Here is a 26937-nt window from a genome sequence, read left to right on the forward strand (position 1 = left end):
CTGTTAAGTTCAGGACTCGGTCAACTCATGCTCAGGAGGAGCCATGGCTGATCCTATCCAGGTCTCGCGCGGTGCGTGGCAGACCTGTCTGGCACTCATGGCCTGTCTGTGCCTGGACGTGACGCACCCGGTCAACGCCGAAGAGACCGATGACACCGCGCTGGCACTGGTGGAGCAACGCAAGCTGGGTGAGGGTCTCGCCTGGCTGGGCTATCAGGTCGCCTCGCGCACGGCGACGTTTGCCGGTATCGTGCAGGCGATTGGCAAGACAGAAGCTCAGGAACTGGTGCAAAAAGAACTGCAGCGCCTCCAGCCGGAGTACCAGGCTCAGTGGGACCGCAACCTTGCCGCTGCTTACGCTCATTCCTTTACCGCAGAGGAATTGCGCTCGCTCAATCAGGGCGAGGATTCGCCTTCTCTGGTGAGCAGATTCAGAGCCAGAAACACCCAGGTCAGTGCCGACATGAAAGCGCGGTCCTCGGAGCTGCTGGGACAATTTGTAAGTCGTGCATTGGGCAATGCCCAGGCAGCACTGCAACGCTGACCGCTATTTGACGATATGAGGCAAAACCATGGACGCATTCATGCAGGCTGCAATCGATGAGGCGCAACTCGGGCTGAAGGAAGGAGGAATCCCCATCTGCTCGGTCATCGTCCACGAAGGCAAGATCATTGGCCGGGGCCACAATCGCCGCGTGCAAGAGGGCAGTGCAACGAAACACGGCGAAATGGATGCGCTGGAAAACGCCGGTCGCCAACCGGCCAGTGTTTACCGGGAAGCGGTGCTCTACACCACACTGTCTCCTTGTGCGATGTGCAGTGGCGCGATTCTGCTTTACGGTATTCGCAAGGTGATCGTCGGCGAAAACCAGTCTTTTATGGGCGAGGAAGAATTGTTGCGCTCACGCGGGGTGCAGATCGATGTGCTGGATAACGAAGCGTGCAAGCACATGATGCAGAGCTTTATCGCCAGCAAGCCCGAGGTATGGAACGAAGACATCGGCGAGTAACGGTTGAACGCTGATCATCATTGGATTCTCGCCCCCGGACAGGCTTGAGTGACTGTCCCGCCAGACTGAACAAGGGTGACGCAATGTGTCATCCTTCGCGTTCCCTGATGCGATTCACGTTCGCATCAGGTTTTTGCCCATCGTCGAACTTCTCTGGCTCCAGCCTTAAAATGCTGTTTGTGCCACTAGTGTGCCTTTAACGGTGATAATCTCCTCTCATCATTATGGTAAGCACACCAAGCCGGTTACCTGGCCATTTCTGGAGCCTGATATGTCGGTCCAACAGCGCAATAATGTCAACATCGTGGGCGACGGACCGGCCACTCTGATTTTTGCTCACGGATTCGGCTGCGATCAGCACATGTGGCGGTTCATGGCACCGCACTTCGCAGAACGCTTCAAGGTCGTGCTGTTCGACCTGGTAGGCAGCGGAGATTCGGACGTGTCGGCCTGGTATCCGCACAAATATGCATCGCTCAAGGGCTATGCAAGCGACTTGCTGGAACTGGTCGACGAGTTCGCCGGAGACGGGCCGGTTGTGCATGTCGGCCACTCGGTCAGTTGCATGATCGCGGTGCTTGCCGAGCTTCAGTCGCCCGGCCGCTTCGAAGGTCACATCATGGTCGGTCCCTCTCCCCATTACCTCAACGACGGTGATTACCTGGGGGGATTCACTCGCGCCGATATCGACTCGTTGCTTGAAACCCTGGAAAGCAACTACCTGGGCTGGTCCAGCACTATGGCTCCGACGCTCATGGGGGCTTCGGACCGGCCTGAGCTGGGTGAAGAACTCGCCGAGAGCTTTTGCCGCACCAACGCCGAGATCGCTAGGCAGTTTGCCCGCGTGACCTTCCTCTCCGACCATCGTGCCGATGTCGCGCGATTCAACAGCAAGACGCTCATTCTGCAAAGCAGCGACGATCTGGTCGTGCCGGTTCAGGTTGGCGAGTATCTGCACCGCGTCATTGCCGACAGCACATTGCACATGATCGATAACGTAGGGCATTACCCGCATATGAGCGCGCCACAGGAATGTATCACCGCCATGAATCAGTTTCTGGCGCCTTACCAAGTTGCTGCCCATGACGGTTGAACAGGTGAGTCTGCCAGTGACAGAAGACCTGTACGAACATGCGGCCTGCGGTCTGTTGGTCACCCTGCCCAATGGCACCATCGAGCGGGCCAACCTGACGTTCTGCCGTTGGCTGGGCCTGGAGCCAGATGCTGTTGCAGGACGCCGCTTTCAGGATCTGCTGACGGTGGCTGGCAAAGTCTTTCTGCAGACCCACTGGGCACCGCTGTTACAGACTCAGGGTTCAATCGCCGAGGTCAAGGTCGAGTTGATCCATGCCGATGGTCGTGCCATTCCCATGATGCTCAATGCGGTACGCCGTGAGCACTCGTCGGGGGCGCTGCATGAAGTGGCCGTGTTCATGGCCGAAGAGCGTAACAAGTACGAACGCGAACTGCTTGCTTCGCGCAAGATCGCCGAAGAGTTGCTGCAGCAACAGATGACCGTCCAGACCGAGCTTACCTCGGCGCGCAATCGCCTGCGTCTGGCCCATGCCGAGGCGGAAATACGAGCCATTTTTGCCGAACAGATGATTGGTATCGTCAGTCACGACCTGCGTAATCCGCTGGCGGCGATCAAGATGGCTGCCGGGCTGCTTGAGCGCACGCAGCTTGAGTCGCGGCAGGAGCGGATTCTCGGCCACATCCATCATTCCACTGACCGTGCCGAACGCATGATTGTGGATCTGCTGGATTTCACTCATGCCCGCGTCGGCAGTGGTATTGCCGTCGTCCCTCAGCCTATCGATCTGCATGCAGTTGTGGCCCGGGGCGTCGAAGAGCTGCGTCAGGCTTTCCCGCACCGAGTGCTGACGCATCGTAGCGAAGGGCAGGGTGCCTGTTCGGCTGATCCGGATCGTCTGCTGCAAATGCTTGGCAATCTGGTGAGCAATGCCATTAACTATGGTACGGAGGGTAGCGAGGTGTTGATCACGTCATCCTTCGATACCTGGCTGGTCAAGCTGTCGGTGCATAATTTTGGCGAACCGATACCGATGGAAAAAGTAGACGACCTGTACGAGCCCGTCGTACGCGTGGTCAGCGACAGCGACGAAACCCGAACCGTCGGGCTGGGTCTGTTCATCGTCCGCGAGATCGTTCGAGCCCATCTGGGGGAAGTTACGGTTCGCTCTTCGGCTGAAGAAGGCACAACGTTCACGGTCTCCTTCCCGCGTCCTGCCACCTGAGGAAAGGCCAGGCCTCGTTGGGCAACGAGGCCTATTTGCAGGTGCACGAAATTCGTTACAGACCTAAACTGAACGCTGCGTTATCACTCTGAGGCCAAAACAGGTTCACCATGCGGCAATCCATTTCAAATGATGTGACCACGATCAGCCGGATCAGCGCGGTACCTGCCATTCTGCAAGTGATTACCGAATCCACCGGTCTGGGTTTTGCCGCCGTGGCGCGTGTCACCGAAAGCTCCTGGACGGCGTGTGCGGTTCTGGACAAACTGGATTTCGGATTGAAACCCGGCGCAGAGCTGGAACTGCACAGTACGATCTGTCATGAGATTCGCAGCTCCCACAAGGCCGTGGTGATTGATCATGTCGCTGAGGATCCGTTGTTCTGCGCGCACCATACGCCGCGTCTGTACAACTTTCAGAGCTATATTTCGGTGCCCATCTTTCTCTCCGATGGCACCTTCTTCGGCACCATTTGCGCGCTGGACCCCAAACCCGCCAGACTGACAGGCACGCCCATCGAATCGATGATGACATCGTTCGCGCGTCTCTTGGCCCTGCAGATCGAGGCAGAAGAAAATCTGCAGCAGGTGCGTGATGACCTCCTGGCCGAGCGTGAGGTAGCAGAGCTGCGGGAACAGTTTATCGCCGTGCTGGGACACGACCTGCGCAATCCGCTGTTTGCCATCAATGCCGGTGCCGAACTGCTGCTGCGCCGTCCGCTGGATGAAAAGTCTTTGCAGGTCGTGCAACACATCCTGACGTCTGGCAAGCGCGCTTCGCAACTGGTCGATGACGTGCTCGATTTTGCCCGTGGCCGTATGGGCCATGGCATTCCGCTCAGCATGCATGAGGCGCACGGCCTGGACGATACGCTCGAGCATGTGGTGTCGGAGATACGGCGTGTTCACCCGTCCCGGCTGATTCGTTCGGATATCAAGACGCTGGAACGTATTCGTTGCGACCACGAGCGGATCGCGCAACTGCTGTCCAATCTGGTGTCCAACGCCATCAGTCACGGTGATCCGGAAAGCCCGGTCGAGGTAGCGGCGGGCGTGCACGGCAATCTGTTTCTGCTCAGCGTTACCAATCAGGGTGAGCCGATCCCCGAGTCGGTTCGTTCGCAGCTGTTCCTGCCGTATTCGCGGCCCATCACTGACGAACCGCAAGCCGGGCTTGGGCTGGGCCTTTATATCGCCAGCGAGATAGCCGTGGCGCATGGCGGTGCGCTTGATGTGTGCTCGACGCGAGAGCGCGGTACTGTATTTACCTTCAGCATGCCGGTGAAGGCAGCGTAACGGTCTTTCTTTGCCAACCAGATGCCTGTGATGGTGCATAGCCTGCCGGCGTAGCACTTCTGCTTCCCGAATACCTCGAGCCTGTGACTGCTTGCCTTCCGCTGGCCGTGGGCTCTGACCATCCTTGTTACAAACTCTCACACCGCTTCGCTTGCTCATCGACACCGCCGGGTCGAACCTGAGGCCTCGGTTGCCATCAAAGGCCTGAGTCTTCACGGTTCCCTTCGGCGTTTTCACCTTTACCAAGAGGTAGTGATGAACAGTTTTTTGCGAAGTCTTGCAGGGGGCGTACTTGTTGCTGCATGTGGCATCGGTGCTGCGCAGGCGCAAACGCTGCCAGGCAGCACCCTCGACAACAGCGCCAGCAGCAACCCCTACAACAGCCCGATCAAGCGCTCCAATCCCAACAGCCGTCAGGGCACCGAATCAATCACGCCGCGTGCTCCCGGTCCCAATATTGCGCCGCCTGTGCGCAAACCTTCTCTGGAGAACGGCGGTATCGGCAACGGGTATCCCACACGCCAGACTGCCCCGCGTCCCTCTACACCGACAACCGACCCCAAACGCTCCCACTGAATCTTTAACCACGCGAACCCGGTTACAACGGGATGTCGATTCAATGCATAAGGAAACGCTCATGCTTAGAAAAACCCTGATCGCCACATGCTGCACTGCTGCCATCCTGAGCCTGCCACTGACGGCAGGTGCCGCTGCGCAAACCTACAAAAGCGAACTGGGCACAGTGACGGTCACCCCGGTTGCCGAAGGACTGGATCATCCCTGGGCATTGGCATTTCTGCCTGACAAGCAGGGCATTCTGGTGACGGAGCGTTCCGGTAACCTGCGTATTGTGTCGGCGGATGGCAAACTGTCCGCGCCGCTTTCCGGTGTGCCGCAGGTCTGGGCAAGAAAGCAGGGAGGACTGCTCGACGTGGTACTTTCGCCGGACTTCGCCAAGGACCGCATGGTCTACCTGACGTACTCCGAGGGCAGCGGCAAGACCGCCGCCGAAGGAGACACCGCCGGTACTGCAGCGGGGCGTGGTCGTCTGTCTAGAGACATGACCCGTCTGGAAGACTTCGAAGTCATCTTCCGCCAGCAACCGAAACTGTCGGTGGGCAATCACTTCGGTGCGCGGATGGTCTTTGATCGCGACGGTTACCTGTTTATCGCGCTGGGCGAGAACAACGATCGCCCCACCGCACAGGATCTGGACAAGCTGCAAGGCAAGATCGTACGACTCTACCCGGACGGTAGCGTGCCGAAAGACAACCCCTTCGTCGGGCAGAAAAACGTGCGGTCCGAGATCTGGTCCTATGGCCATCGCAACCAGCAGGGCGCAGCGCTCAACCCCTGGACCGGCACATTGTGGACCAATGAGCACGGCCCCAAGGGTGGTGATGAATTGAACATCATCGAGCGCGGTCAGAATTACGGCTGGCCGATTGCAACCCACGGTATCAACTATTCGGGCGAACCGATTCCGGAAGCAAAGGGCAAGTTTGTCGAAGGCACCAAAGTACCGTTTCAAGTCTGGGAAGTGTCACCCGGCCTCAGCGGTATGGCCTTTTATGACCACAACCTGTTCAAGGCCTGGGATCACAGCCTGTTTATCGGCGCGCTGGCCACGGAAGAATTGATCAGGCTGCAATTCGACGGTGACAAGATCGTTCATGAAGAACGGTTGTTGAAAGACATGAAACAGCGTATCCGCGATGTGCGTCAGGGGCCGGATGGTTACGTGTATGTGTTGACGGACGAAGACAAGGGAAGTGTGTTGAAAGTCGGGCTGGCCAATCAGTGAAGTGTTAAGAACTTGAAACGAAAATTCCCACAATTACGTGGGAATTTTCTTATGCGTGGTGCAGATTCAATATCGGCATCAGGCTAGCGAATCAATGGTCTTCCGCGTCACGCACCACTTTGCCTGTCTTGGCATCGACGTCGTAGTTCCATTCAACGCGATTGGGGCCCTTGAGTTCAATCTGATAAACGAGTTGGCCGGTCACAGTCTTGTCCAGCTCGGTATCGTGGATCGTGAAGCCAGGGTGTGCGGCCAGGGCCTGTTTATTGAACTGTTCGAAATCACCTACGGTGCCGGCTTTGTGCAGGCGTACTACTTCGTCGGGACCGATGTCGGCGTGGGCTACGCCGGCAGCAGCGGTGAGGGCAACAGCAGCGAAGAGGGCAGGCATGAGTTTCATGGGGTATTCCTTTTGATTGATCTGTTTTAATAGATACATGACACGCCGAAGGGTTCAGCGGTTTTGTTGAATTCAGATTAGCCACGCTTACTTAATTCACGCTTAATTATCTTGCTGCCCAGCGTTTTTACGTGCGGCTTTATCGCCCGATGCGTAAGTAAAGTTTTCCAGTGCAATTCGTTTTCAGAAAGACCGTCACGTAAAGGTTGAAAAAAACCGGCGGTGAACGTAAAAGGTTGCCCCCTGCCGGAAGGTGCACTGCGTCTGTCCAGGCACCTGTCCTTGCGGAGTCCGATCGATGAGTACGCCCTACCGACCTGTCATGCGTCACGCCTGGCGATTGTTGCCGTTGGGCATGGCGGTCGCGTCGCCGTTGCTGGCCGCTGAGCCGCTCAAACTGGATGCCGTCAATGTGACCGGGTTCAGCGAGCAGGAAAGCGCCGGCGACTATAAAGCGGGTCAAGCGTCGATTTACGGGTTCGATCAGGCTTCGCTGCTGGACACGCCTGCCTCGGTTTCAGTGTTCAGCGAGGCGCTGATCAAGGATCGTCAGGCAAAACTTCTCAGCGACGTGCTGCGCAACGATGCTTCGGTCGGCGACGGTTATGCACCGGTGGGCTATTACGAAAACTTTGTGGTGCGCGGCTTCTCGCTGAACGCGGCCAACAGCTATCGCATCAACGGCCGCAGCATAGCCGGTGAACAGAACGTGGCGCTGGAGAACAAGCAGCAGGTCGAGCTGCTCAAGGGCCTGTCCGGGCTGCAGAGCGGCGTTTCAGAGCCGGGCGGGGTCATCAACTATCAGACCAAGCGTGCACAGGACGTCCGGTCGGTCACGGTCTCTACCAATGAACATGGCGAGCGCTACCTCGCGACCGATGTCGGCGGCTGGTTCGGCAGCGAACAGCAGTTCGGCCTGCGCGCCAACCTCGCCCATGAAGACATTCGCTCATACGTCGAGCACGCCGACGGCCAGCGCGATTTCGCCTCGCTGGCATTCGACTGGAACATCAGCGAGCGCGCCTTGCTGCAGCTGGACGTTGAATACCAGAGCAAAGAACAGCGCTCTGTACCCGGCTATCAACTGCTCGGCGGCACAGCGCTGCCTCACGACGCTTCACCACGTCAATTGCTCGGCTATCAACGCTGGTCCAACCCGGTGGGTATCGACTCGCTGAATATGAACGGGCGTTTCGAATACCGGTTCAGCGACAGCTGGAAGGGCAGCTTGAGTGCGTCGCGCAGCCGCGTGGTCATCGATGACTACAGCGCCTTTGCGTGGGGCTGTTATGGCTCGGCCAGTTGCGCCGCTGAAGCGGTGCCCAATCATTTCAGTGCCGAGGGTGGTTATGACATCTATGACTTCCGTAGCCCGGACGACACGCGTCGTAACGATGAGGTCGAAGCAGCCATGTCCGGTACCTTCAACACCGGATCACTGGAACATGAGCTTACCTTCGGCACCAGCGCCTACCGTCGCACCGTCGACACGCGCGGGACCTTCAACGAATTTGTCGGGTCAGGCAACATCAATGAGTCGCCCGAGCAGGTGATACCCTCGACTTTGGCGCTGCCACATACCGAGCGTCGTCTGGACAGCCGCCAGTACGGGCTGTTCGTCATCGACCGGATCCGATTCAGCGAGCAATGGCAAACCGTACTGGGCGGGCGTCAGGTGCGGCTCGACGAGCAGGCCTTCGCCGAGGACGGCAGCGATGCACGGCACACCGAGCGATACGTGTTTCTGCCCCAGGCGGCATTGATCTACAAGCCGGTGGACAATCTTTCGCTCTACACCAGCTACAGCAAGGGCTTGTCGCTGGGTGGTACGGCGGCCTGGTTCACCACCAATGCCAGCGAAATTCTGGCACCGACCGTATCCCGGCAACTGGAAGCGGGCATCAAGTATGACTGGCAGCGCATGAGCCTTACCGCCGCAGTGTTTCAGGCCCGTCAGGCCTACCAGTATTCCAGGCCCAACGACGACGGGACATTTACTTACGTTCAGCAGGGCGAGCAGAAAAATACCGGGCTGGAGCTGGGTGCAAGCGGCTGGTTGACTGATCGACTGCAGGTGTCCGCCAGTGCAGCGGCCATTCGGGCACGGGTCGAGGGCAGCGGCACCGAGGCCTATGACGATCACCAGGCGCTCAACGTGCCGCGCTACCGTGGCACCCTGCAGGCCGACTACAGCTTGCCGATTCCCGGGCTTGCGCTGCTCGGGGGCGTTCAATACAGCGCCAGCAAATACGCTGACCGTGAAGGCTCGGTACAGGTCAACGACTACGCGTTGTTCAACATCGGCAGTCGCTACAGCCAAAAAATAGGTGGTTACGACACTGTCCTGCGTCTGACCGTGGATAACCTCTTCGACAAACGCTACTGGCGCGATGCTGGCGAGTACCTGGGTGACGATTACCTATTCATGGGCGCTCCCAGAACGGCGAGATTGTCGGCATCGGTCAATTTTTGAGGCATTTACCGCTTCAGAAGCCTGAGCATGCCGGTTACCGCAGCAAGGCAGCAGGCCGATAACCCAGGCAGGACCTGGCGATACATGCGCCTGCAAGCTTTGCTATTCTTCGCGCCCTGTGCGCGCCAGGCGCTTTTTTCAGCCATGTATCGGGGGCTTCATGACGGCCATCGTTAAATCCACTCCCCAACCTTTCACCCGTGCCGACTACAAGACTCTGAGCCTTGCAGCGCTGGGTGGCGCGCTGGAAATCTACGATTTCATCATCTTCGTATTCTTTGCCCTGACGCTGAGCCAGCTGTTTTTTCCGCCCGACATGCCCGAGTGGCTGCGTCTGCTGCAAAGCTTCGGGATCTTCGTGACAGGCTATCTGGCGCGTCCGCTGGGCGGGATTCTGATGGCGCACTTCGCCGACCGGCTGGGGCGCAAGCGAGTCTTCAGCCTGAGTATTCTGATGATGGCCCTGCCTTGTCTGCTCATCGGCGTCATGCCCACCTACGCACAGATCGGTTACTGGGCACCGCTGGTATTGCTGGCGCTGCGCATTCTGCAGGGCGCTGCGGTCGGCGGTGAAGTGCCGAGCGCCTGGGTATTTGTGGCAGAGCACGCGCCCAAGGGGCATCGGGGCTATGCACTGGGGGTACTGCAGGCGGGCCTGACGTTTGGATACCTGCTCGGGGCGCTGACCGCAACCTGGCTGGCCAGGGTCTTCAGCCCCGGTGAAATCCTCGACTGGGCATGGCGCATTCCTTTTCTGCTGGGCGGTGCATTCGGCGTAGTGGGTGTATGGCTGCGTCGCTGGCTGAATGAAACGCCTGTGTTCATTGCCATGCACGCCCAGCGCGAAAACCTGCCGACGTTGCCGCTTGGTCAGGTCCTGCGCGATCACCGCCAATCCCTGCTGCCTGCTGCGCTGCTGACGTTCGTGCTGACCTCTGCCGTGGTCGTGCTGGTGGTCATTACCCCGACCGTCATGCAGCAGCGCTTCGGGATCAGCGCCAGCACTACTTTCGCCTTGAGTGCTGTCGGTATCGTCTTTCTCAATATCGGTTGCGTGCTGGCAGGCATGCTGGTTGACCGCATCGGTGCCTGGCGCGGTGTCATGATCTACAGCCTGCTGCTGCCGCTGGGTATAGGCGTGCTTTACGCCAGCCTGATCCTGCAGTGGATGCCATTGGGCTTCGCCTATGCCATGGCCGGGCTGGCGTGCGGGATTGTCGGCGTGGTGCCTTCGGTGATGGTCGGACTGTTCCCGGCGAACATTCGCGTGTCAGGCATCTCGTTCACTTACAACATCGCCTACGCCTTTTGGGCGAGTACCACGCCATTGTTGCTGATCGCGTTGATGCCTTGGAATATCTGGGTTTGCGTGCTGTACAGCCTGATCATGGGGGGCGTGGGGCTGACGACCGCTGCGGTATTCGGCCTGCGCCGGGGTGTGGTGGTGGATGACCTTGCAACCGGTCGAAGCGGATAGCATCAAGCCTGTTTCTGCTGGCGCACGTCGTTCTCGCAACCAGCCGCTTACCTGTGTGGGCGGTTTGCGAAAATGAAACATATCAAGAAAGTTCCTCCGGTCAGGCGCTATCAATTGTAACAAGTGATTGTAATTCTGTTTGCTCAAGTCTATCTTGCGTCCCTCTTTATTACTTTGTTTGTTGATCTGGTTTGCTCTTGCCTGCCCCGATTCAGAGGTGTTTCGGCTGGCGGATCAAGTATGCTTTCGATAAGTTGATAAGCGTAATTGTTCTGTGTTTGATGTAGGATATTTCTTCGGTATTTTAATAGTCGATGATTCTTCTTACAGGCTTGCTTTTGGTAAAGCATGGGTTGCTATTCGGTTTTAGTGAAAAGCCAGACTAAATAAAATGGTTTCTGTGCCGATTTACTTTTTAGGTCATGGAAGACGAATGTAAGAAACATCCTACAAATTTGCTTTAGGGCAAGATGATGGCAAGGGGAAGTGGCATGGGGGTGACAATGAGAGAGCAAGAGGTTCTTGGCCTGTTGCTGCAGGGCTATACGAACAAGGAAATCGCCAGGCAGCTCCGTATCAGTGACTATACGGTTCGCGATCACGTGTCTTCGTTACTCAGAAAAAACCGCGTAAAGACACGTGCCGAGCTCATGGCGCGTTGTGTTTCTTTATTGCTTCCGGGGAAGTGTAACCGACCCCCTACATCTGTCGGATTGCGCAACGAGTCAGTACATCCATAATGTGTCTTGTCACAGCCTATATCTCATCAGGGCGATCAGCATTATCGGGATAGTGCCCCAAGTTCAATAACCTCAACAGTGCACTACGGTTGCTTTCCGGTGGTCGGCTATCTGGCTGTCCGGAACAGGGGACTTCCAACGTTCGTCCTTGCGACAAACCGTAAAGAATAAAAAAGGAGCAATCATGACTGTTTGTTTTGTTCGGGGCCGGTCTGAGTCCGATCAGTCATTGCGGCTGGATCCGCATCGGCCCGGTTTGAATCTCACAACGGACTTCCATCGTCTGGCAAGCCGTCAGTCGGCACTGTCAGTGGCGCAACTTGCCGAGCAGCAGAAAAAACTGTCCGGGCCCGTTGGCCTGTTTGCCAAACTCTGCCGACAGGTTCGCTCGCATGCACGTCAGGCACCGTTGCTCGAAGATGTCGAGCGGCTCGAAGGGCGCAAACGCAAGTGGCTGGCCGAGCGGGCTGTGCAGTTCATACTGGGCTTGCACGGCCGCAGGCCAGCGGTCGAAAACCCGTTCAAAGGCCTGTTGCGCGAAAACCTGTGCTGCATCGTGTTCGATGATGCATCGCTGCACACACTGGTCGAGCGTTACGCTGCTGGCGAAGCGCTGCGGCGTCAGGACAGCGAGTACTTCGTCAAACTCATTGCCACGACACGCAACACTGTCGAGCGGCGAATCGTCTTCCACGGCTTGCTCGAACACTTCGACCGGTTGCTGCCGATCGAAAAGAGCATCTATCCGCTCAATTACCGCGCCGTCCAGCTTGCTCATCTGGAGCAGGAAGAAACCCTCTACGGCAAGTTGATCATGGAGCAGCCTGTCGCCGCGCTGCTTGAAGTACATACGCCTGAGTGGCTGTTGGAAAATCTGTCCTCTTTTGAGTTTTCTATTGACTGAGCGCGTATTCAGAGGCGGTAGAAAGGTCGGTCAGGTATTCGCACTTGACGCAGGTTGCGAAAATTTAAAATGGTTAATCAAGGGCTGTTCTCCCGATTTATCAGGCGTTAACGTCAGGACGCCCAGGGGCAAAAAAGTACAGCACTAAAAAGAACTTACTCTGGAAAGCCTGCGAGAAAACATGCGCAACTCGTTCATGAAGGCGATGGGCATCAAGAACTTCTCATCCCCGTTCGACGTACTGTTCAAGGACAGGCGTTGACCGGTCAGGCATCGGCAATCAGCGGCTGAAGCTCTGGCGGTGCATCCTGAGCGCTGGCCACGCGGTTGCGACCGGTGCTTTTGGCGAGGTACAGCGCCTTGTCAGCCTCGTGCAGCCATGACGATGCATCGGGCAGTTCTGGAGTGTAAGCGGCGATGCCAATACTGAGGCTGACCTTGAGATCGCGCTGCAGAGAGTAGGTCATTTCATCTATCGCCAGGCGCATACGCTCAAGGATTTCCCTCGCTTGAGACAGGCTGGTGTCGGGCAGAATGACGCAGAACTCATCGCCGCCACAACGTCCGATAAGATCGGAATCACGCAGGTTTTCTATCAGTGCGTCACTGATGCTCTGCAGCACCGTGTCGCCCATGAGGTGGCCGTAGGTATCGTTGATAACCTTGAAGTGATCAATGTCGATCAATGCGATGACGCCTTCCTGGCTCTGCTTGCGACTCTTTGCGTACTCCAGATCAAGCAGGTCCTTCCACGCGCCATGATTCAGCAGACCTGTCAGGCTGTCGGTGCGGCTTATTTTGCGCAGGATGTTGCGATGCTCCCAGAGCTTCAGTGTGACCTGATGGCTCAGCCAGCCGATGAAGATAGGGTAGATGACCAGAACCGGGAGGCAGGCGTAGATCTGCGCCATGTTGCCATGCAGATTGACGGCGGGGTTGAGCATGGCCAGCGAGATCAGCACACCCAGTGCCTGAGCGCACAAGCCTTGCAGCATCAGACGCGGGCCGGCGGCGGCCATGTTATGCATGGCCATCATTGCGATGACCGTGACGCTGGGGACGGCACTGAAGCCCATCGCACCGATCCAGAACCCACCCATGAGCGAATCGAAAAGCAGATTGCGCCATTCAGCCTGATAGGGCTCGTGCGATTTTTTCGCAATTCGGTAAGCGACATGTGGCCAGATCAATGCATTGAGCAGGGCTAACGACCAAAGCCAGTGTGCAGCATTCACGTAATACAAAGACACAGCGACAGTGATAAAGCCAACGCTGACACCGAGTGCTCTCGGCGCGTAGATCCGCTTGGCGAATGCCAGTCCCTTGCGGTGATATGAGCTCATAGGTCCTTACCGAACATAACTTCTTGAATCGGTCAGAAACAATTACCCTGGACCGAAAGGCTGGAGTTTGAGCGTTCGCCGGAGCCATGGGAAGAGCATTTTGCTGTGATGTGTCAATTTGCTGCACATTGGGGCAGGATGCCTGTCATGGAGTCAATTAACTGACAAGTACAGGGTTAAAACAGGTTCAAAAATATGACGAAACAGGCAGGCATCTGCAGGTTGAAATAGCCGGGCAGTGTAGTTGCATCCTTGCAGGGGCACTGCCCGGTGACTTCTGTAAATCAGCTCAGGTCGGGTTGCGCCCCTGCCTTGTTTTTCTGAATCCCGGTCATCCATGCAACGGCGATGGCCAGCACTGCAACAACGGCTGCCACATACCCCACTGCATTCAGACCCAAGTGTTCAATGGTCAAGCCTCCAATGATCGATCCCAGGCCGATACCGGCGTTGGCAGCCGAAACATTCAGGGTGCCTGCCAGTGCCTGCGCCTGAGGCGCAGCTTTCATGACCCTGATCTGGCATATCGGAAACAGCGCTGTGTGAGCAATGCCCCAGATCACCAGTACCACAGCCAGCAGCGGCATGGAGCCTGCGGCGGGTACGCTTGCCGTCATACCCAATGCCAGCAGTAGCGCAAACGCCATGGTCGAGCCGAGCGGGCTGCGGTCCACATAACGGCCACCCAGCGCATTGCCGATCAGGCCGACCGCGCCGAAGCCCATCAACCACCAGCCCACTTGAGCCGATTCGATGCCTGCGATGCGTTCCAGCGTGTCCGCCAGGTAGGTATAGGCACCGAACATGGCCGTGAACAGCAAGATGGACAGCAGCAAGTTGGCGAGGAACAGCGGATCACGCAGAATTTTTGCCTGCTCGGCGAGGCCCACCTTTGCAGTAGGTTCAAGGCGTGGCATGGACAGCGCCAGTAGCACCGCCATCAGCGCAGACAACAGCGTCAGTGCCCAGAACGCGCCACGCCAGCCCACGGCGTCTGCAAATACGGTACCCAGCGGGATGCCAAACAGCATGGCGGCGGAGATACCGAGGTACACCTGCGCCACAGCCTTGCCAGCGCGTTTCGGCCCGGCCAGCAAGCTTGCGGTTTCACTCGCAGTGCCCCAGAACACGGGCAAGGCCAGAGCCGGAATGAAGCGCGCCAGCGCCAGCACCCAGATATTGCTGGATACCGCAGCCAGAGCGTTGGAGGCCGCGAAGATCAGCAGGATGACGATGAACGTACGCTTGCGGTCCAGGTGTGAAAGCATGGCCGTCAGCGGCGGGCCAAACAGCATTACCGTGAACGCAAAAAGCGTCACCAGCAGACCGGCAGTCGAGATGGATATTCCCAGATCGCGGGCCAGTGAAGGCAGCAGTCCGATGATGAGAAATTCGGTGGTGACGATCACGAAGCCGGCCAGTGCCAGAATCGCGATAGATAAGCCGGCACCTGTCGAGCTTTTGCTCGTGGTGCCGGAAGCGGCAGTTTCCAGAGAAGGCATGGTACAAAACCCATAGAAAAATAAGTTCGCCAGCTTATTGCAGAAAAGCATTCCTATCTTTGGTATATATTCCGCGCATTATGGAATTAATTTCTTCAATCGGGAGTTAGTGTGCTGTCCACCGACCGTCTCAAGGGCATCGAAACCTTCGTCGCCGTTGCCAATGCAGGGAGTTTTACGGCAGCTGCCGAACGCTTGAACCTGACCAACTCTGCGGTCAGCAAAAGCGTTGCACGCCTGGAGAATCGCCTGGGCCTGCGCTTGTTCGAGCGGACCACCCGAAGTCTGGCGCTAACGGAAGAAGGCGCGGCCTATCACGTCGTATGCACACGAATGCTTGCCGACCTCGAGGCTGCCGAGACCGCGCTTGCTGCACAACGCACAGAGCCGGCCGGGCAATTACGCATCGATCTGCCTGCGACCTTTGGCCGCTTGCATGCGCTGCCGTTAATCCTGGCTTTTACCGGAGAGCATCACAAGCTGCGCCCGCGGATAACCTTTACCGATCGCTTCGTCGATATCATCGAGGAGGGGATCGACCTGGCCGTGCGCATTGGCGGTCCGCCTGTCTGGCCAGCGGGTGTGGCGCACCGGTATCTGGGCACCGAACGGGTGATCTTCTGCGCGGCACCGGCTTATCTGCAGCGCCACGGTAGGCCGGAAACATTCGAAGACCTGGCCAGTCATGCCTGCATTCTGTTTGGCCGTGGCGATGGCAGCACCAGCCCCTGGCTATTTGTCGACGATCAGGGGCAGCAGGAGGCGCGCGCTGTCGAAGCGCGGCTGGTTATCGGCAATGGCGAAGCGCAGGTGGCCGCGGTGACATCGGCGTGGGGCATTGCCCAGTTGGCGACCTGGCTGATCAAGGAACAGTTGCAGCGCGGCGAGCTGGTGGAAATCCTGCCACAGTTGGCCACCGACGGCCTGGCCTTGCATCTGGCCTGGCCGCGCAATCGCGAATCGCTACCCAAGGTGCAGGCGCTGGTGGAGCGGTTGTCGGCGGCGTTGCGGGTGGACTGAGCCAATCTGATCCAGCCACCCGATTCTCGGTTCACTGGCCTATGACAGCCTTTACCAGCGCGGCGTGTTCTTTCGGGCTTTTGGCGTTGGAGACTACGTTCAGCACGGCTGCGCGGGCACCCGACGCGGCAATGATCGATGTGCTCAACACCTGAGCGTCGCTCATGGTCGCCGAGGTATCCAGCTGACGTACACCCAGGCCATTGTTCTTGACGATCTTCTTGTCGCCGAGCTTTTTGAAATCCTTGTAGCCAGCACTCTGCTGGGCAAGTATCCCGGTGACCAGCCCATCCAGTACTGCACCGTCGTTATCGCTGGCCTGGACGCCCATTGGCATCGGCGTTTCGGTAACGATCAGCACGCGCTTTTCAGCCGCATTGGTGTACAGCGCCCCGGTTACTCCCTGCGCCTTGGCCTTCTCGTCGATTTCGGGCATCTCGCCCTTCACGTAGCCTGCCGGGATGGTAAACGCCAGTTTGCCGCCCAGCAGCGAGGCCTTTTGTAGCGCAGCAGAGGCGGGCGCGGCGGCCTGTGCCTTGGTGGCCGCCTGAACGCTGACCACGCTCTGGCAAGCTGCCAGTGCGATGCCCAAAACAATTGCCTTGAAACCGAAAGACCGCATGAAAATTCCTTTTGTCTGTGAGTGGATCGAGTCGTTTGTGCCCGAGGGATACGAGTGGCCGGGCAGGTAAAAGTGCCCATAAAAAACGGCCAGCAAGATCACTCCGGCTGGCCGTTCTGTTGCTGCGTCAGGCTTATTCGGCGATCTGCAGTTTGCGCGACTCGGTGTAGACGTAACGCACTTTCTCGTACTCGAAGGGTGAGTTCAATTGGCCGTACCGGAAGCTGGTGACGTAACGACGGTCGATGGCACGCAACACGGTGATTTCCGGATGGTCGCTGCTGACTTCCGCAACGTTCAGGAAGTTGATCTGGTTTTCAGCGGTGTAGTCGAACAGCATGCCGCCCGTGTCACGCAGGTTGGATGGGCCGAACAATGGCAACACCAGATAAGGTCCGGCAGGCACGCCGTAGAAGCCCAGCGTCTGGCCGAAGTCTTCACTCTGGCGCGGCAGCCCCATCATGGACGCCGGATCCCAGAGACCGGCGATGCCAATGGTAGTGTTGAGCAGCAGACGACCGGTGGTGTCCAGCGAGCGCTCACCCTTGAACTGCAACAGACTGTTCAGCAGATTGGAAACGTCGCCCAGGTTGCTGAAAAAGTTGCTCACGCCGCTGCGTACGAAGCCCGGCGTAATGTAGCGATAGCCGTCCACGACCGGCAGGAACACCCATTCGTCGAAACGGTAATTGAAGTGGTACACCCGGCGGTTCCAGGACTCCAGCGGGTCGTAGACTTCCAGCGCATTGATGGAGGCGCGTTCGAACTCGCGTTGATCCAGCCCCGGGTTGAATTGCAGCGACTTCAGCGGCTGAGTGAAACCGTCGGCATCGGTCTGACGGGCCACGGTGGCAGGGTGCTGAGCCTTGTTGCTGGTATCCGCGTCAGCGGCCTGGACTGTGCCGGCACAGAGCAGAGCGGCAAGAAGTAAAAGACGTTTAGCCACGGAAAAACTCCAGCATGGCGTCGGTGTTGACGCGGTAATTAAGGTTGCCGCAATGCCCGCCGTAAGGATAAACGGTCAGACGATCGCCGAAGGTCTTGCGCAGGAAACCCAGATCACCCGAGCCCAGAATCACATCGTCGGCGTTGTGCATGACGGAAATTTTGGGGCTGTTGTGCAGGTAATCCTTGAGTGCGTAAAGGCTGACCTGGTCGACCAACTGCAGCAGGCTACCGCCGTCCGTGCGTGCGCGCCACATCGGGATGACCTGTTCGGTCAGGTAGCAATCGAAGTCGCATTGCAGGGCGCGCTTGAGAAACGGCGTCAGGCTGGTGCCTTCGGTGATCGGGAATTTCGGCGGGGTGATCAGGCCGCGGCGGTTGATCAGGTCGGAAGTGAACGCGATGTCGGCCGACGAGAAGCGGAACGAGGTGCCGATCAGCATTGCCATCTGTTCATTGGTCAGGTGCTGCTTGGACTGCTGGAAATCGAACAGCAGTGCATCGTTAAGGTCGATGTAACCCTTTTGGCGGAAGTAACGGGTCAGCTTGGCCAGCACCAGTTCATAGAACGTGGTGGTGTTGTTGATGCCCTTGACGTTGGTCTGCACCAGTTTGTCGAGGTTGCTGATCGAGGTGTAAAGGTTGACCGGCGGGTTGAGCAGCAACACTTTCTTGAAGTTGAAGCTGCGGCGCTTTTCGTCCAGCTGGCTGACGAAGGCAGCATTCAAGGCCCCAAGGCTGTAACCGGTCAGGTAATAGTCGGTCACCGGCAACTGCGCCTGCTGGGCACGAATGGCTTGCATGACCCGGTAGATATCCTCCGCGTCGTCCGAGGAGATCCCCGGGGTCGCAAAACGCGAGGCCGAACTCATGAAGTCGTAGCTGGTCGGCGATGACAGCTGCACGACGTGATAGCCCGCGCCGTAGTAGAGCTTCTTCAGGAATTCATTGATGGTGCTGTTATAAGGCGCGCCGGTGCCCGCAATCAGGAAGATCAGCGGTGCCGCGTGGTCCTGCTTGGCCAGGCGATAGTGCAGTTTTTTCACGGCCCAGAAGTTGTCGGGCAGGGTGAACTCACGCTCCGGGTGCAGGTTCAGGGTGTAGACGTCCTGATCGATATCTTCATCGTCAGGCAGATCGGGGCGTAAATCGGGAGGGGTGGTCGCAATGGTCGCTTCGAACGGATTAGTCAGCGGATAGCCATAGGTGGCGGAGTCGACGTTGGTCGCCAGAGCGGACGCACTTAAACACAAGCCACCTATAACGGTAGCGAAGCGCAGAAAACGGAGCATGACTAAATCCCTTGGGAAAGAAGTGCTGATGAGATACGCAGGCTATGACCAAGGTGTAGTGCCAAAGTGCCGCATCCACCGGTTAACCGTGTAAATTATGACGGAACAATACACGTTCTTTGGATTTTGCAATGCAGATATACGGTTTATTTTTTGCGCGCGGCTTGGATTGACCGCTTCGATCACGCAGGCGCGGCGCTGAGTACGACTATATCCGCCGAGGGGGCGGATTCTTGAGCGGCGCAAAACACAAAGGAGAGCCTAAGCTCTCCTCCAATGTGTTTTACCTGCTCTTTTTATTGTTCTAGGGCGGCCTGTTATTGTTGTTGGCGGCCAGTCCCTTTACAGCGTTGTTGGGCGACCCCCAGTCGGGATCAAGAGCAAACGTATTTTTTTGAGCGCTGACTCGCTTTAATCACCTGTCTGCACAACATCGTGATCCCACCGGTTCGGGAGCTACCTGAAGGTAGTTTTATTGTTCTCTGTCCGGTCGCGAGGCCTTTCATCGAAAGGTCCCTGTAAAGCTGATCCACTCCAAAAAAATCTGTTAGCTGCGCCTCTGTCCGTTTTGTTCTTGTTGTGTCAGAGCCGTTACGTCTTGTTTTTATTGGTTTACCGCTTCATTTTTTGTTTTTGTTGTACAGGAGATATAGCAGGTCCCATGCCATCTTTTTAAAAATCATATAAATCATAAGGTTACGGTTATTGGCAGGTGTCGTGCGGGCGTAACGACGCAAAAAACGTTTCCGTGTTACCCGTTCGGGGCGTTGCTCAACAGGTCGCGGTAACACATCCTGTTTCCTTTGCAGAATGACCCAGAGTGGTGCGCTGCAGATGTTCGGCGTCTATACGACGATCGTATCGGTTCCGCTTTCAACCGACGGTTACACGGTTCTGTTGCGTAGGGGGGTGGCTGCATTCAGGCGTGTTTCGTTAAGCAGTGTCGTGGATGGATCGTTGTTGTCGTTTCCCGTTGTCCCGGTGTCGCAGACAGAGCATGCCTGTCCGCGCAGCAAGTCGATGATCAAGGTGGCGTGCAGTGCGTGTGTCACTGCGCGTGGCTGCGATCAAAGCGTGCAGGGCGCAGCGTGCCCCAAAGCCGGGCGTGGGTGCGGTCTTGAAAACAACGTTAACGATGCGCTGACAACCGTCTGTGCAGACTTCCGGGGAAGCGACAATGATGATGCGAAAAATACTGGGGGCGGGTGCCGCTCTGGTACTTGCTGTCAGCTCCACGCTGGCGATTGCTGAAACCAAAACCCTGACCATCGGCTATGTGGAAGGCTGGTCCGACAGTGTCGCCACCACCTTCGTGGCCTCCGAAGTGATCAAGCAGAAGCTCGGATACGACGTCAAGTTGCAGTCCGTTGCAGCGGGGATCATGTGGCAGGCCGTGGCCACCGACAAGCTGGACCTGATGTTGTCTGCCTGGCTTCCAGGCACGCACGGCGAGTACTACGCCAAGTACAAGGATCAGGTCGTCAACTACGGCCCCAACTTCAAGGACGCCAAGATCGGCCTGATCGTGCCTGAGTACGTGAAAGCCAAGACCATTGAAGACCTCAAGACCGATGACTCCTTCAATAAGAAGATCACCGGGATCGATGCTGGCTCGGGTGTAATGATCAAGACTGATCAGGCCATCAAGGATTACGGTCTGGACGGTTACAAACTGCAGGCCAGCTCCGGCGCCGGCATGATTGCCGAACTGACCCGTGCCGAGAAGGCAAAGAAATCCATCGTCGTCACCGGCTGGGTACCGCACTGGATGTTCGCCAAGTGGAAACTGCGTTTCCTGGAAGACCCTAAAGGTGTCTACGGTGCAGCTGAAACCGTCGACAACGTTGCCAGTCTGGGCCTGGAGAAAAAAGCCCCCGAGGTGGTGGCCTTCCTGAAAAAATTCCAGTGGGCCTCCAAGGATGAGATCGGTGAAGTAATGCTGGCGATTCAGGACGGTGCCAAACCTGAAGCCGCTGCCAAGGAATGGGTAGCCAAACACCCGGACCGTGTTGCTGCATGGACCGCCAAATAGTCTGTAACCTGCTGACAACGCCGTTTCAAGGCCGTCTGGTGCCATTGCCAGACGGCCTTTGGCATTTCTGGATCATGGCATTTTCTGCACGGGCTGACTGACGGCGGATCGACGCTGTGGAAAGCGGTCGATCTACGGCTAGTGTCGTTCTAATACTAAGGTCGTCTGGAGTGCGCGCCGGACCGGACTAAAGTGCGTTACGTGACATCTCATCTGTGCTGCGAGGACAAAAACAATGAACGACAGCATTTACCTCTCGATTCAAAACAGCCCGCGTTTCAAGGAGCTGGTATCCAAAAGAGAGCGGTTCGCCTGGATTCTCTCGGCGATCATGCTTGGCCTGTATGCGGCCTTTATTCTTTTGATTGCGTACGGACCCCATATTCTGGGGGCCAAGTTGAGCCCGACTTCAACCATTACCTGGGGAATGCCGATCGGCGTAGGGCTGATCCTCTCTGCGTTTGTGCTGACCGCCATCTATGTTCGCCGTGCCAATGGCGAATTCGATGACCTGAACAATGCCATCCTGAAGGAGGCTCAGCAATGATCCGGCGCCTATCAGCAGCACTTGGCCTGGCCGCATTCGCGCCGACTCTCTGGGCGGCAGATGCATTGACTGGCGCAGTGCAGAAGCAACCTCTGAACGTCGCCGCGATCATCATGTTCGTGGTGTTCGTTGCCTTCACCCTGTACATCACCTACTGGGCGTCGAAAAAGAACAAGACCGCGTCGGACTACTATTCAGCGGGTGGCAAAATCACCGGCTTCCAGAACGGTCTGGCGATTGCCGGTGACTACATGTCGGCAGCGTCCTTTCTGGGTATCTCCGCACTGGTCTACACCTCTGGCTACGATGGTCTGATCTACTCGATCGGCTTCCTGGTGGGCTGGCCGATCATTCTGTTCCTGATCGCCGAGCGCCTGCGTAATCTAGGTAAATACACCTTTGCCGACGTTGCCTCGTATCGCCTCAAGCAAAAGGAAATCCGCACCCTGTCTGCCTGCGGTTCGCTGGTGGTGGTGGCGTTTTATCTGATCGCGCAGATGGTCGGTGCCGGCAAGCTGATCCAGTTGCTGTTCGGTCTGGACTACACCGTTGCGGTGGTGCTGGTTGGTATTCTGATGTGCCTTTATGTGCTGTTCGGCGGCATGCTGGCAACCACCTGGGTGCAGATCATCAAGGCGGTAATGCTGCTGTCCGGTGCGTCGTTCATGGCACTGATGGTCATGAAGCACGTCAACTTCGACTTCAACATGCTGTTCTCCGAGGCGATCAAGGTTCACCCCAAAGGTGAAGCGATCATGAGCCCTGGCGGTCTGGTGAAAGACCCGATCTCGGCATTCTCGCTGGGTCTGGCCTTGATGTTCGGTACTGCAGGCTTGCCACACATCCTGATGCGCTTCTTCACCGTGAGCGATGCCAAGGAGGCCCGCAAGTCCGTGCTCTACGCAACCGGCTTTATCGGCTACTTCTACATCCTGACCTTCATCATCGGTTTTGGCGCGATCCTGCTGGTCAGCACCAACCCGGCGTTCAAGGATGCAGCGGGTGCCTTGTTGGGCGGTAACAACATGGCAGCGGTTCACCTGGCCGATGCGGTCGGCGGCAGCCTGTTCCTGGGCTTCATCTCTGCAGTAGCGTTCGCCACCATTCTGGCAATGGTTGCCGGCCTGACCCTGGCAGGTGCCTCGGCGGTCTCCCACGATCTGTACGCCAGTGTGATCAAGGCGGGCAAAGCCAACGAGAAAGACGAGATCCGCATCTCGAAAATCACCACCATTGCGCTGGCCGTTGTGGCTATCCTGTTGGGTATCGCCTTCGAAAGCCAGAACATCGCGTTCATGGTGGGCCTGGCGTTCTCGGTCGCTGCGAGCTGCAACTTCCCGATCCTGTTGCTTTCCATGTACTGGAAAAATCTGACCACTCGTGGGGCCATGATTGGCGGCTGGATGGGTCTGATCAGCGCCGTGGTACTGATGATCCTGGGGCCGACCATCTGGGTGCAGATCCTGCACAACCCCAAAGCCATTTTCCCTTACGAATACCCGGCGCTGTTTTCCATCGCCATCGCCTTCGTGGGTATCTGGTTCTTCTCCATCACCGACAAGTCAAAAGCGGCGGAGGGCGAGCGCGCCTTGTTCTATCCGCAGTTCGTCCGCTCGCAAACGGGACTGGGTGCCAGCGGTGCGGTTTCGCACTAAGGCGCAGGTGCAGTGAACGAAGCAGCCTTCGGGCTGCTTTTTCACGAGCCATAAAAACCCCGCTTGAGAAAGCGGGGTTTTTTACTGACGGCTACCGATTGCGTGAATCAGCAGGTCATATCTTGCCGAGCAACACCAGAATCAGCAGGATCACCAGGATAGTACCGATGATGCCCGATGGACCGTAGCCCCAGCTGCGCGAGTGCGGGAATACCGGCAGACCGCCGACCAGCAACAGAATCAGAACGATGATAAGAATAGTGCCGATGCCCATGATGAGTTCCCTCTTTCATTTAAGTTAGTTAACGAATGCAGTTGAAGCTTTCATACCCGAGGGTATGGAATTTACCTGCTTGACTCATCCGACTGCGGCCGTTCAGGAAAGGTTTCATCTATTTTAAATAATTTCTTACATATTTAAAAAATCATTAAAATCAAGGGTTTGATGAATTTTTGTCCGACAATGTTTCAGCTTTAGTTGGCGGAAAGTGCTTGAAACGGTCTTAAAAAATATTGAACTAACGGCGGTGAAAAGTCTCGTCTGATTCGCGCCGGTGAGCGTAATCAATGACCCCGCGAGAGGGCGTGCAAATGGTGTATCGGGTGGCGGCAGATGCCGTGGTTATGTTTCATCTATTGTTCATCGTGTTCGTCCTGTTCGGCGGTCTGCTGGTATTGAGCAGGCCGTGGCTGGCGTTACTACACGTTCCGGCAGCCGTGTGGGGGAGCGCCGTCGAGTTTCTGCACCTGTATTGCCCGCTGACACCGCTGGAAAACACACTGCGCAGCGTAGCGGGTGAACAGGGTTACAGCGGTGGGTTCGTTGAGCATTATCTTGTTCCGCTGATCTATCCGGCCGGGCTTACACCGGGCATACAGCTTTGGCTGGGCGGCATCGTTTTACTGGTCAATGTGGTGGTGTACGGCCTGTTACTGCTGCGTTTTGTGTCGCGTGTGCGACGCTCATGAAGCTGCGGGTTTGCTCTTGGCATTCAGCGCCTTGATGGTGGGGTTGCCGAGCCCTGGCTGTGATTACACTCAGGCAACTCCTGCACATCACAAGGCACTCGCTATGCAAAACCGCATCATGATTACTGGCGCCGGCTCGGGTCTGGGCCGTGAAATTGCACTGCGCTGGGCGCGCGAAGGCTGGCGACTGGCGCTGTCGGACATCAACGATGCCGGTCTGCAGGAGACCCTGGCGCTGGTGCGCGAGGCGGGTGGTGACGGTTTTGTTCAGCGCTGCGACGTTCGCGATTACAGTCAGCTCACCGCATTTGCTCAGGCATGTGAAGAGCGCTTCGGCGGCATCGACATCATCGTCAACAATGCGGGTGTGGCGTCGGGTGGCTTTTTCAACGAGTTGTCACTGGAAGACTGGGACTGGCAGATCGCGATCAACCTGATGGGGGTGGTCAAAGGCTGCAAGGCGTTCCTGCCGATGTTGCAGGCCAGCAAAGGCAAAATCATCAACATTGCGTCGATGGCTGCATTGATGCAGGCCCCGGCGATGAGTAATTACAATGTCGCCAAGGCAGGGGTCGTAGCGCTTTCCGAAAGCCTGTTGGTCGAGCTGCACGACCAGGGTGTTGATGTGCATGTGGTCTGCCCGTCATTTTTTCAGACCAACCTGCTGGATTCCTTCCGCGGTCCGACGCCAGCAATGAAAGCGCAGATCGGCCGACTATTGGAGAAGTCGCCGATCACTGCAGCGGATATTGCCGATCACATCTTCAGGCAGATCGCCGAAGGCGAGTTCATGATCCTGCCCCACGAAGAAGGTCGAATGGCTTGGGACATGAAGCGCAAACAGCCACAAGCGATGTATGACGAAATGACGGTCATGTGTGCGAAGATGCGCGCCAAGGCACAGAAAGGGCATGCCTGAAGCCCTGCATCAAGACCGGACGCAGAGCATCGCACGATAGTTGCGATGATCGTTCCCGCGCTCCTGCGTGGGAATGCAGTTCTCGACGCTCTGCGTCGCCAAAAGGACGCGGAGCGTCCGGAACGGCATGCGACGCAGAGCGTCGCACGATAGTTGCGATGATCGTTCCCGCGCTCCAGCGTGGAATGCGGTTCTTGACGCTCTGCGTCGCCAAGAGGACGCGGAGCGTCCGGAACGGCATGCGACGCAGAGCGTCGCACGATGGTTGTGGTGATCGTTCCCGCGCTCCAGCATGGGAATGCGGTTCTTGACGCTCTGCGTCGCCAATAGGACGCGGAGCGTCCGGAACGGCATGCGACGCAGAGCATCGCACGATAGTTGCGATGATCGTTCCAGCGCTCCAGCGTGGGAATGCGGTTCTTGACGCTCTGCGTCGCCAATAGGACGCGGAGCGTCTGGAACGGCATGCGACGCAGAGCGTCGCACGATGGTTGTGGTGATCGTTCCCGCGCTCCAGCATGGGAATGCAGTTCTTGACGCTCTGCGTCGCCAATAGGACGCGGAGCGTCCGGAACGGCATGCGACGCAGAGCGTCGCACGATGGTTGTGGTGATCGTTCCCGCGCTCCTGCGTGGGAATGCAGTTCTCGACGCTCTGCGTCGCCAAGAGGACGCGGAGCGTCCGGAACGGAGCGTCGCACGATAGTTGTGGTGATCGTTCCCGCGCTCCAGCATGGGAATGCAGTTCTCGACGCTCTGCGTCGCCAAGAGGACGCGGAGCGTCCGGAACGGCATGCGACGCAGAGCGTCGTACGATAGTTGCGATGATCGTTCCCGCGCTCCTGCGTGGGAATGCAGTTCTCGACGCTCTGCGTCGTCTCGAGGACGCATATACTCCTGAACTGCATTTCGATGCGTGACGGACAGTTGTCGCGCTCCATGCCCACTGTCATCACGATCATGAGCGCATTCTTTTCTGATAGGGTTGCGCCCATCTTTCCTGCCCCTTTTCAGAGAACCTTTTGTGCTCAATTATCTGTGGTTCTTCCTCGCGGCCCTGTTCGAGATAGCCGGCTGCTATGCTTTCTGGCTATGGTTGCGCCAAGGCAAGAGCGCGCTGTGGGTCATTCCTGCGCTGATCAGCCTGACGTTCTTTGCACTGTTGCTGACGCGTGTCGAGGCAGCTTATGCCGGGCGGGCCTATGCGGCATATGGCGGGATTTACATCGTGGCGTCGATTGCCTGGCTGGGGCTGGTCGAGCGGGTCAGACCGCTGGGGACGGACTGGCTGGGTCTGGCTTTCTGTGTCACCGGCGCGACGATCATTCTGCTTGGGCCCCGTTGGTCTGCGTCGTGAGAACCCCAGTCTTAAACGAAATTTCCTACAGATTTCGCTAGGAAGTAAGGCGTTTCCTTCAGCCTTTTCCGGCGGGATTGCAGGACCTTACTGATTTGCCATCAGCGCATTGAAGCGCCCTGTTTCGCGATGCACCCTGCCTCCTTTGCGCAATGAAAGGGTGGGAAAAATGCTGGTACTGACGCGGGAAATTGGCGAAACGTTCTCCATTGGTGATGACATCACCGTGCAGATTCTGGGCATCAACGGCAATCAGGTCAGGCTCGGAATCAATGCCCCGAAAGACATCAAGATTCACCGTGCCGAGGTCTACAAGCGAATCGCCAACAAGCTTTCGCAGCAGGCAACCACGCAGCCTCACTAGGTGACATGGT

26 protein-coding genes are annotated in these 26937 nt (G+C 57.3%); 19 read left to right on the plus strand and 7 right to left on the minus strand.

Going from position 1 to position 26937, the window contains the following annotated elements; all coding sequences use genetic code 11:
- The first annotated feature begins 43 nt into the window (after nt 1-43).
- From ALO80_RS27975 to ALO80_RS28005, 7 genes are all read left to right on the plus strand, one after another.
- Nucleotides 44-544 carry a hypothetical protein gene (locus ALO80_RS27975; RefSeq protein WP_055011315.1) on the plus strand — a complete coding sequence of 167 codons (501 nt, stop codon included), beginning with the start codon at nt 44-46 and terminating at the stop codon, nt 542-544.
- A 28-nt stretch (nt 545-572) separates the two neighbouring features.
- Nucleotides 573-1010, plus strand: a complete 438-nt coding sequence (locus tag ALO80_RS27980) for a nucleoside deaminase (protein WP_055011316.1) — start codon at nt 573-575, stop codon at nt 1008-1010.
- Between the two features lie 271 nt (nt 1011-1281).
- Complete coding sequence (locus ALO80_RS27985; RefSeq protein WP_055011317.1) at nt 1282-2103, plus strand: alpha/beta fold hydrolase; 822 nt, start codon at nt 1282-1284, stop codon at nt 2101-2103.
- The gene (locus tag ALO80_RS27990) at nt 2093-3268 is read left to right on the plus strand and encodes a PAS domain-containing sensor histidine kinase (RefSeq protein WP_055011318.1); all 1176 of its coding nucleotides are present in this window, start codon (nt 2093-2095) and stop codon (nt 3266-3268) included. The genes ALO80_RS27985 and ALO80_RS27990 overlap by 11 nt, the downstream gene beginning before the upstream one ends.
- Nucleotides 3269-3378: 110 nt before the next feature.
- The gene (locus ALO80_RS27995) at nt 3379-4563 is read left to right on the plus strand and encodes a GAF domain-containing sensor histidine kinase (protein WP_055011319.1); all 1185 of its coding nucleotides are present in this window, start codon (nt 3379-3381) and stop codon (nt 4561-4563) included.
- 255 nt (nt 4564-4818) lie between these two features.
- On the plus strand, nt 4819-5139 hold the full coding sequence (locus ALO80_RS28000) for a hypothetical protein (RefSeq protein WP_055011320.1): 321 nt from the start codon (nt 4819-4821) through the stop codon (nt 5137-5139).
- Nucleotides 5140-5200: 61 nt separating this feature from the next.
- A complete protein-coding gene (locus tag ALO80_RS28005; protein WP_055011321.1) occupies nt 5201-6367 on the plus strand; it encodes a PQQ-dependent sugar dehydrogenase in 1167 nt (388 codons plus the stop codon).
- A gap of 91 nt (nt 6368-6458) precedes the next feature.
- Here the strand turns inward: ALO80_RS28005 and ALO80_RS28010 are convergent, their stop codons facing one another.
- Nucleotides 6459-6767 carry a PepSY domain-containing protein gene (locus ALO80_RS28010; protein WP_055011322.1) on the minus strand — a complete coding sequence of 103 codons (309 nt, stop codon included), beginning with the start codon at nt 6765-6767 and terminating at the stop codon, nt 6459-6461.
- Between the two features lie 298 nt (nt 6768-7065).
- Here ALO80_RS28010 and ALO80_RS28015 point away from each other — a divergent pair, with 298 nt between their 5' ends.
- From ALO80_RS28015 to ALO80_RS28025, 4 genes are all read left to right on the plus strand, one after another.
- Nucleotides 7066-9240: a TonB-dependent siderophore receptor gene (locus ALO80_RS28015; protein WP_055011323.1), complete on the plus strand. Its 2175-nt coding sequence runs from the start codon at nt 7066-7068 to the stop codon at nt 9238-9240.
- Between the two features lie 160 nt (nt 9241-9400).
- Nucleotides 9401-10717, plus strand: coding sequence for an MFS transporter (locus tag ALO80_RS28020; RefSeq protein WP_055011324.1), 1317 nt, complete (start codon nt 9401-9403; stop codon nt 10715-10717).
- 470 nt (nt 10718-11187) lie between these two features.
- Entirely contained in the window at nt 11188-11457 is a 270-nt protein-coding gene (locus tag ALO80_RS30250; RefSeq protein WP_083493441.1) for a helix-turn-helix domain-containing protein, read from the plus strand.
- A 184-nt stretch (nt 11458-11641) separates the two neighbouring features.
- Nucleotides 11642-12361, plus strand: coding sequence for a hypothetical protein (locus ALO80_RS28025; protein ID WP_055011325.1), 720 nt, complete (start codon nt 11642-11644; stop codon nt 12359-12361).
- Nucleotides 12362-12627: 266 nt separating this feature from the next.
- Here ALO80_RS28025 and ALO80_RS28030 read toward each other — a convergent pair whose 3' ends face one another.
- Both ALO80_RS28030 and ALO80_RS28035 read right to left on the minus strand, forming a co-directional pair.
- Nucleotides 12628-13704 carry a diguanylate cyclase gene (locus tag ALO80_RS28030; RefSeq protein ID WP_055011326.1) on the minus strand — a complete coding sequence of 359 codons (1077 nt, stop codon included), beginning with the start codon at nt 13702-13704 and terminating at the stop codon, nt 12628-12630.
- 284 nt (nt 13705-13988) lie between these two features.
- Complete coding sequence (locus ALO80_RS28035; RefSeq protein ID WP_054987650.1) at nt 13989-15206, minus strand: MFS transporter; 1218 nt, start codon at nt 15204-15206, stop codon at nt 13989-13991.
- A gap of 111 nt (nt 15207-15317) precedes the next feature.
- On the opposite strand from ALO80_RS28035, the gene ALO80_RS28040 reads away from it, so the two are divergent.
- Complete coding sequence (locus ALO80_RS28040; RefSeq protein WP_055011327.1) at nt 15318-16226, plus strand: LysR family transcriptional regulator; 909 nt, start codon at nt 15318-15320, stop codon at nt 16224-16226.
- A 31-nt stretch (nt 16227-16257) separates the two neighbouring features.
- Here ALO80_RS28040 and ALO80_RS28045 read toward each other — a convergent pair whose 3' ends face one another.
- From ALO80_RS28045 to ALO80_RS28055, 3 genes are all read right to left on the minus strand, one after another.
- The gene (locus ALO80_RS28045; protein ID WP_055011328.1) at nt 16258-16848 is read right to left on the minus strand and encodes a DcrB/PsbP domain-containing protein; all 591 of its coding nucleotides are present in this window, start codon (nt 16846-16848) and stop codon (nt 16258-16260) included.
- A gap of 133 nt (nt 16849-16981) precedes the next feature.
- Entirely contained in the window at nt 16982-17794 is an 813-nt protein-coding gene (locus ALO80_RS28050) for an MlaA family lipoprotein (RefSeq protein WP_055011329.1), read from the minus strand.
- Entirely contained in the window at nt 17787-19085 is a 1299-nt protein-coding gene (locus ALO80_RS28055; protein WP_054987643.1) for an alpha/beta fold hydrolase family protein, read from the minus strand. The genes ALO80_RS28050 and ALO80_RS28055 overlap by 8 nt, the downstream gene beginning before the upstream one ends.
- Before the next feature lie 1177 nt (nt 19086-20262).
- Here ALO80_RS28055 and ALO80_RS28060 point away from each other — a divergent pair.
- From ALO80_RS28060 to ALO80_RS28070, 3 genes are all read left to right on the plus strand, one after another.
- Complete coding sequence (locus ALO80_RS28060; protein ID WP_055011330.1) at nt 20263-21117, plus strand: glycine betaine ABC transporter substrate-binding protein; 855 nt, start codon at nt 20263-20265, stop codon at nt 21115-21117.
- Between the two features lie 235 nt (nt 21118-21352).
- The gene (locus ALO80_RS28065; RefSeq protein ID WP_002552552.1) at nt 21353-21664 is read left to right on the plus strand and encodes a DUF485 domain-containing protein; all 312 of its coding nucleotides are present in this window, start codon (nt 21353-21355) and stop codon (nt 21662-21664) included.
- On the plus strand, nt 21661-23319 hold the full coding sequence (locus tag ALO80_RS28070) for a cation acetate symporter (RefSeq protein ID WP_055011331.1): 1659 nt from the start codon (nt 21661-21663) through the stop codon (nt 23317-23319). The genes ALO80_RS28065 and ALO80_RS28070 overlap by 4 nt, the downstream gene beginning before the upstream one ends.
- A gap of 115 nt (nt 23320-23434) precedes the next feature.
- Here ALO80_RS28070 and ALO80_RS30265 read toward each other — a convergent pair whose 3' ends face one another.
- Nucleotides 23435-23593 (minus strand): DUF3309 family protein, encoded by a 159-nt coding sequence (locus tag ALO80_RS30265; protein ID WP_002552554.1) that lies wholly within the window; start codon nt 23591-23593, stop codon nt 23435-23437.
- A gap of 317 nt (nt 23594-23910) precedes the next feature.
- Between ALO80_RS30265 and ALO80_RS28075 the strand changes: the two genes are divergently transcribed.
- The 4 genes from ALO80_RS28075 to csrA all read left to right on the plus strand — a co-directional run bounded on the left by ALO80_RS28075 (nt 23911) and on the right by csrA (nt 26927).
- Nucleotides 23911-24288, plus strand: a complete 378-nt coding sequence (locus ALO80_RS28075; RefSeq protein ID WP_055011332.1) for a DUF2784 domain-containing protein — start codon at nt 23911-23913, stop codon at nt 24286-24288.
- A gap of 103 nt (nt 24289-24391) precedes the next feature.
- Nucleotides 24392-25207, plus strand: a complete 816-nt coding sequence (locus ALO80_RS28080; protein ID WP_055011333.1) for an SDR family oxidoreductase — start codon at nt 24392-24394, stop codon at nt 25205-25207.
- 1023 nt (nt 25208-26230) lie between these two features.
- A complete protein-coding gene (locus tag ALO80_RS28085; protein ID WP_055011334.1) occupies nt 26231-26563 on the plus strand; it encodes a YnfA family protein in 333 nt (110 codons plus the stop codon).
- A gap of 169 nt (nt 26564-26732) precedes the next feature.
- Nucleotides 26733-26927, plus strand: a complete 195-nt coding sequence (gene csrA, locus ALO80_RS28090) for a carbon storage regulator CsrA (protein WP_055011335.1) — start codon at nt 26733-26735, stop codon at nt 26925-26927.
- Nucleotides 26928-26937: the final 10 nt, after the last annotated feature.

Origin of the sequence: Pseudomonas caricapapayae, from assembly GCF_001400735.1 — a bacterium.
GTDB lineage: Bacteria > Pseudomonadota > Gammaproteobacteria > Pseudomonadales > Pseudomonadaceae > Aquipseudomonas > Aquipseudomonas caricapapayae.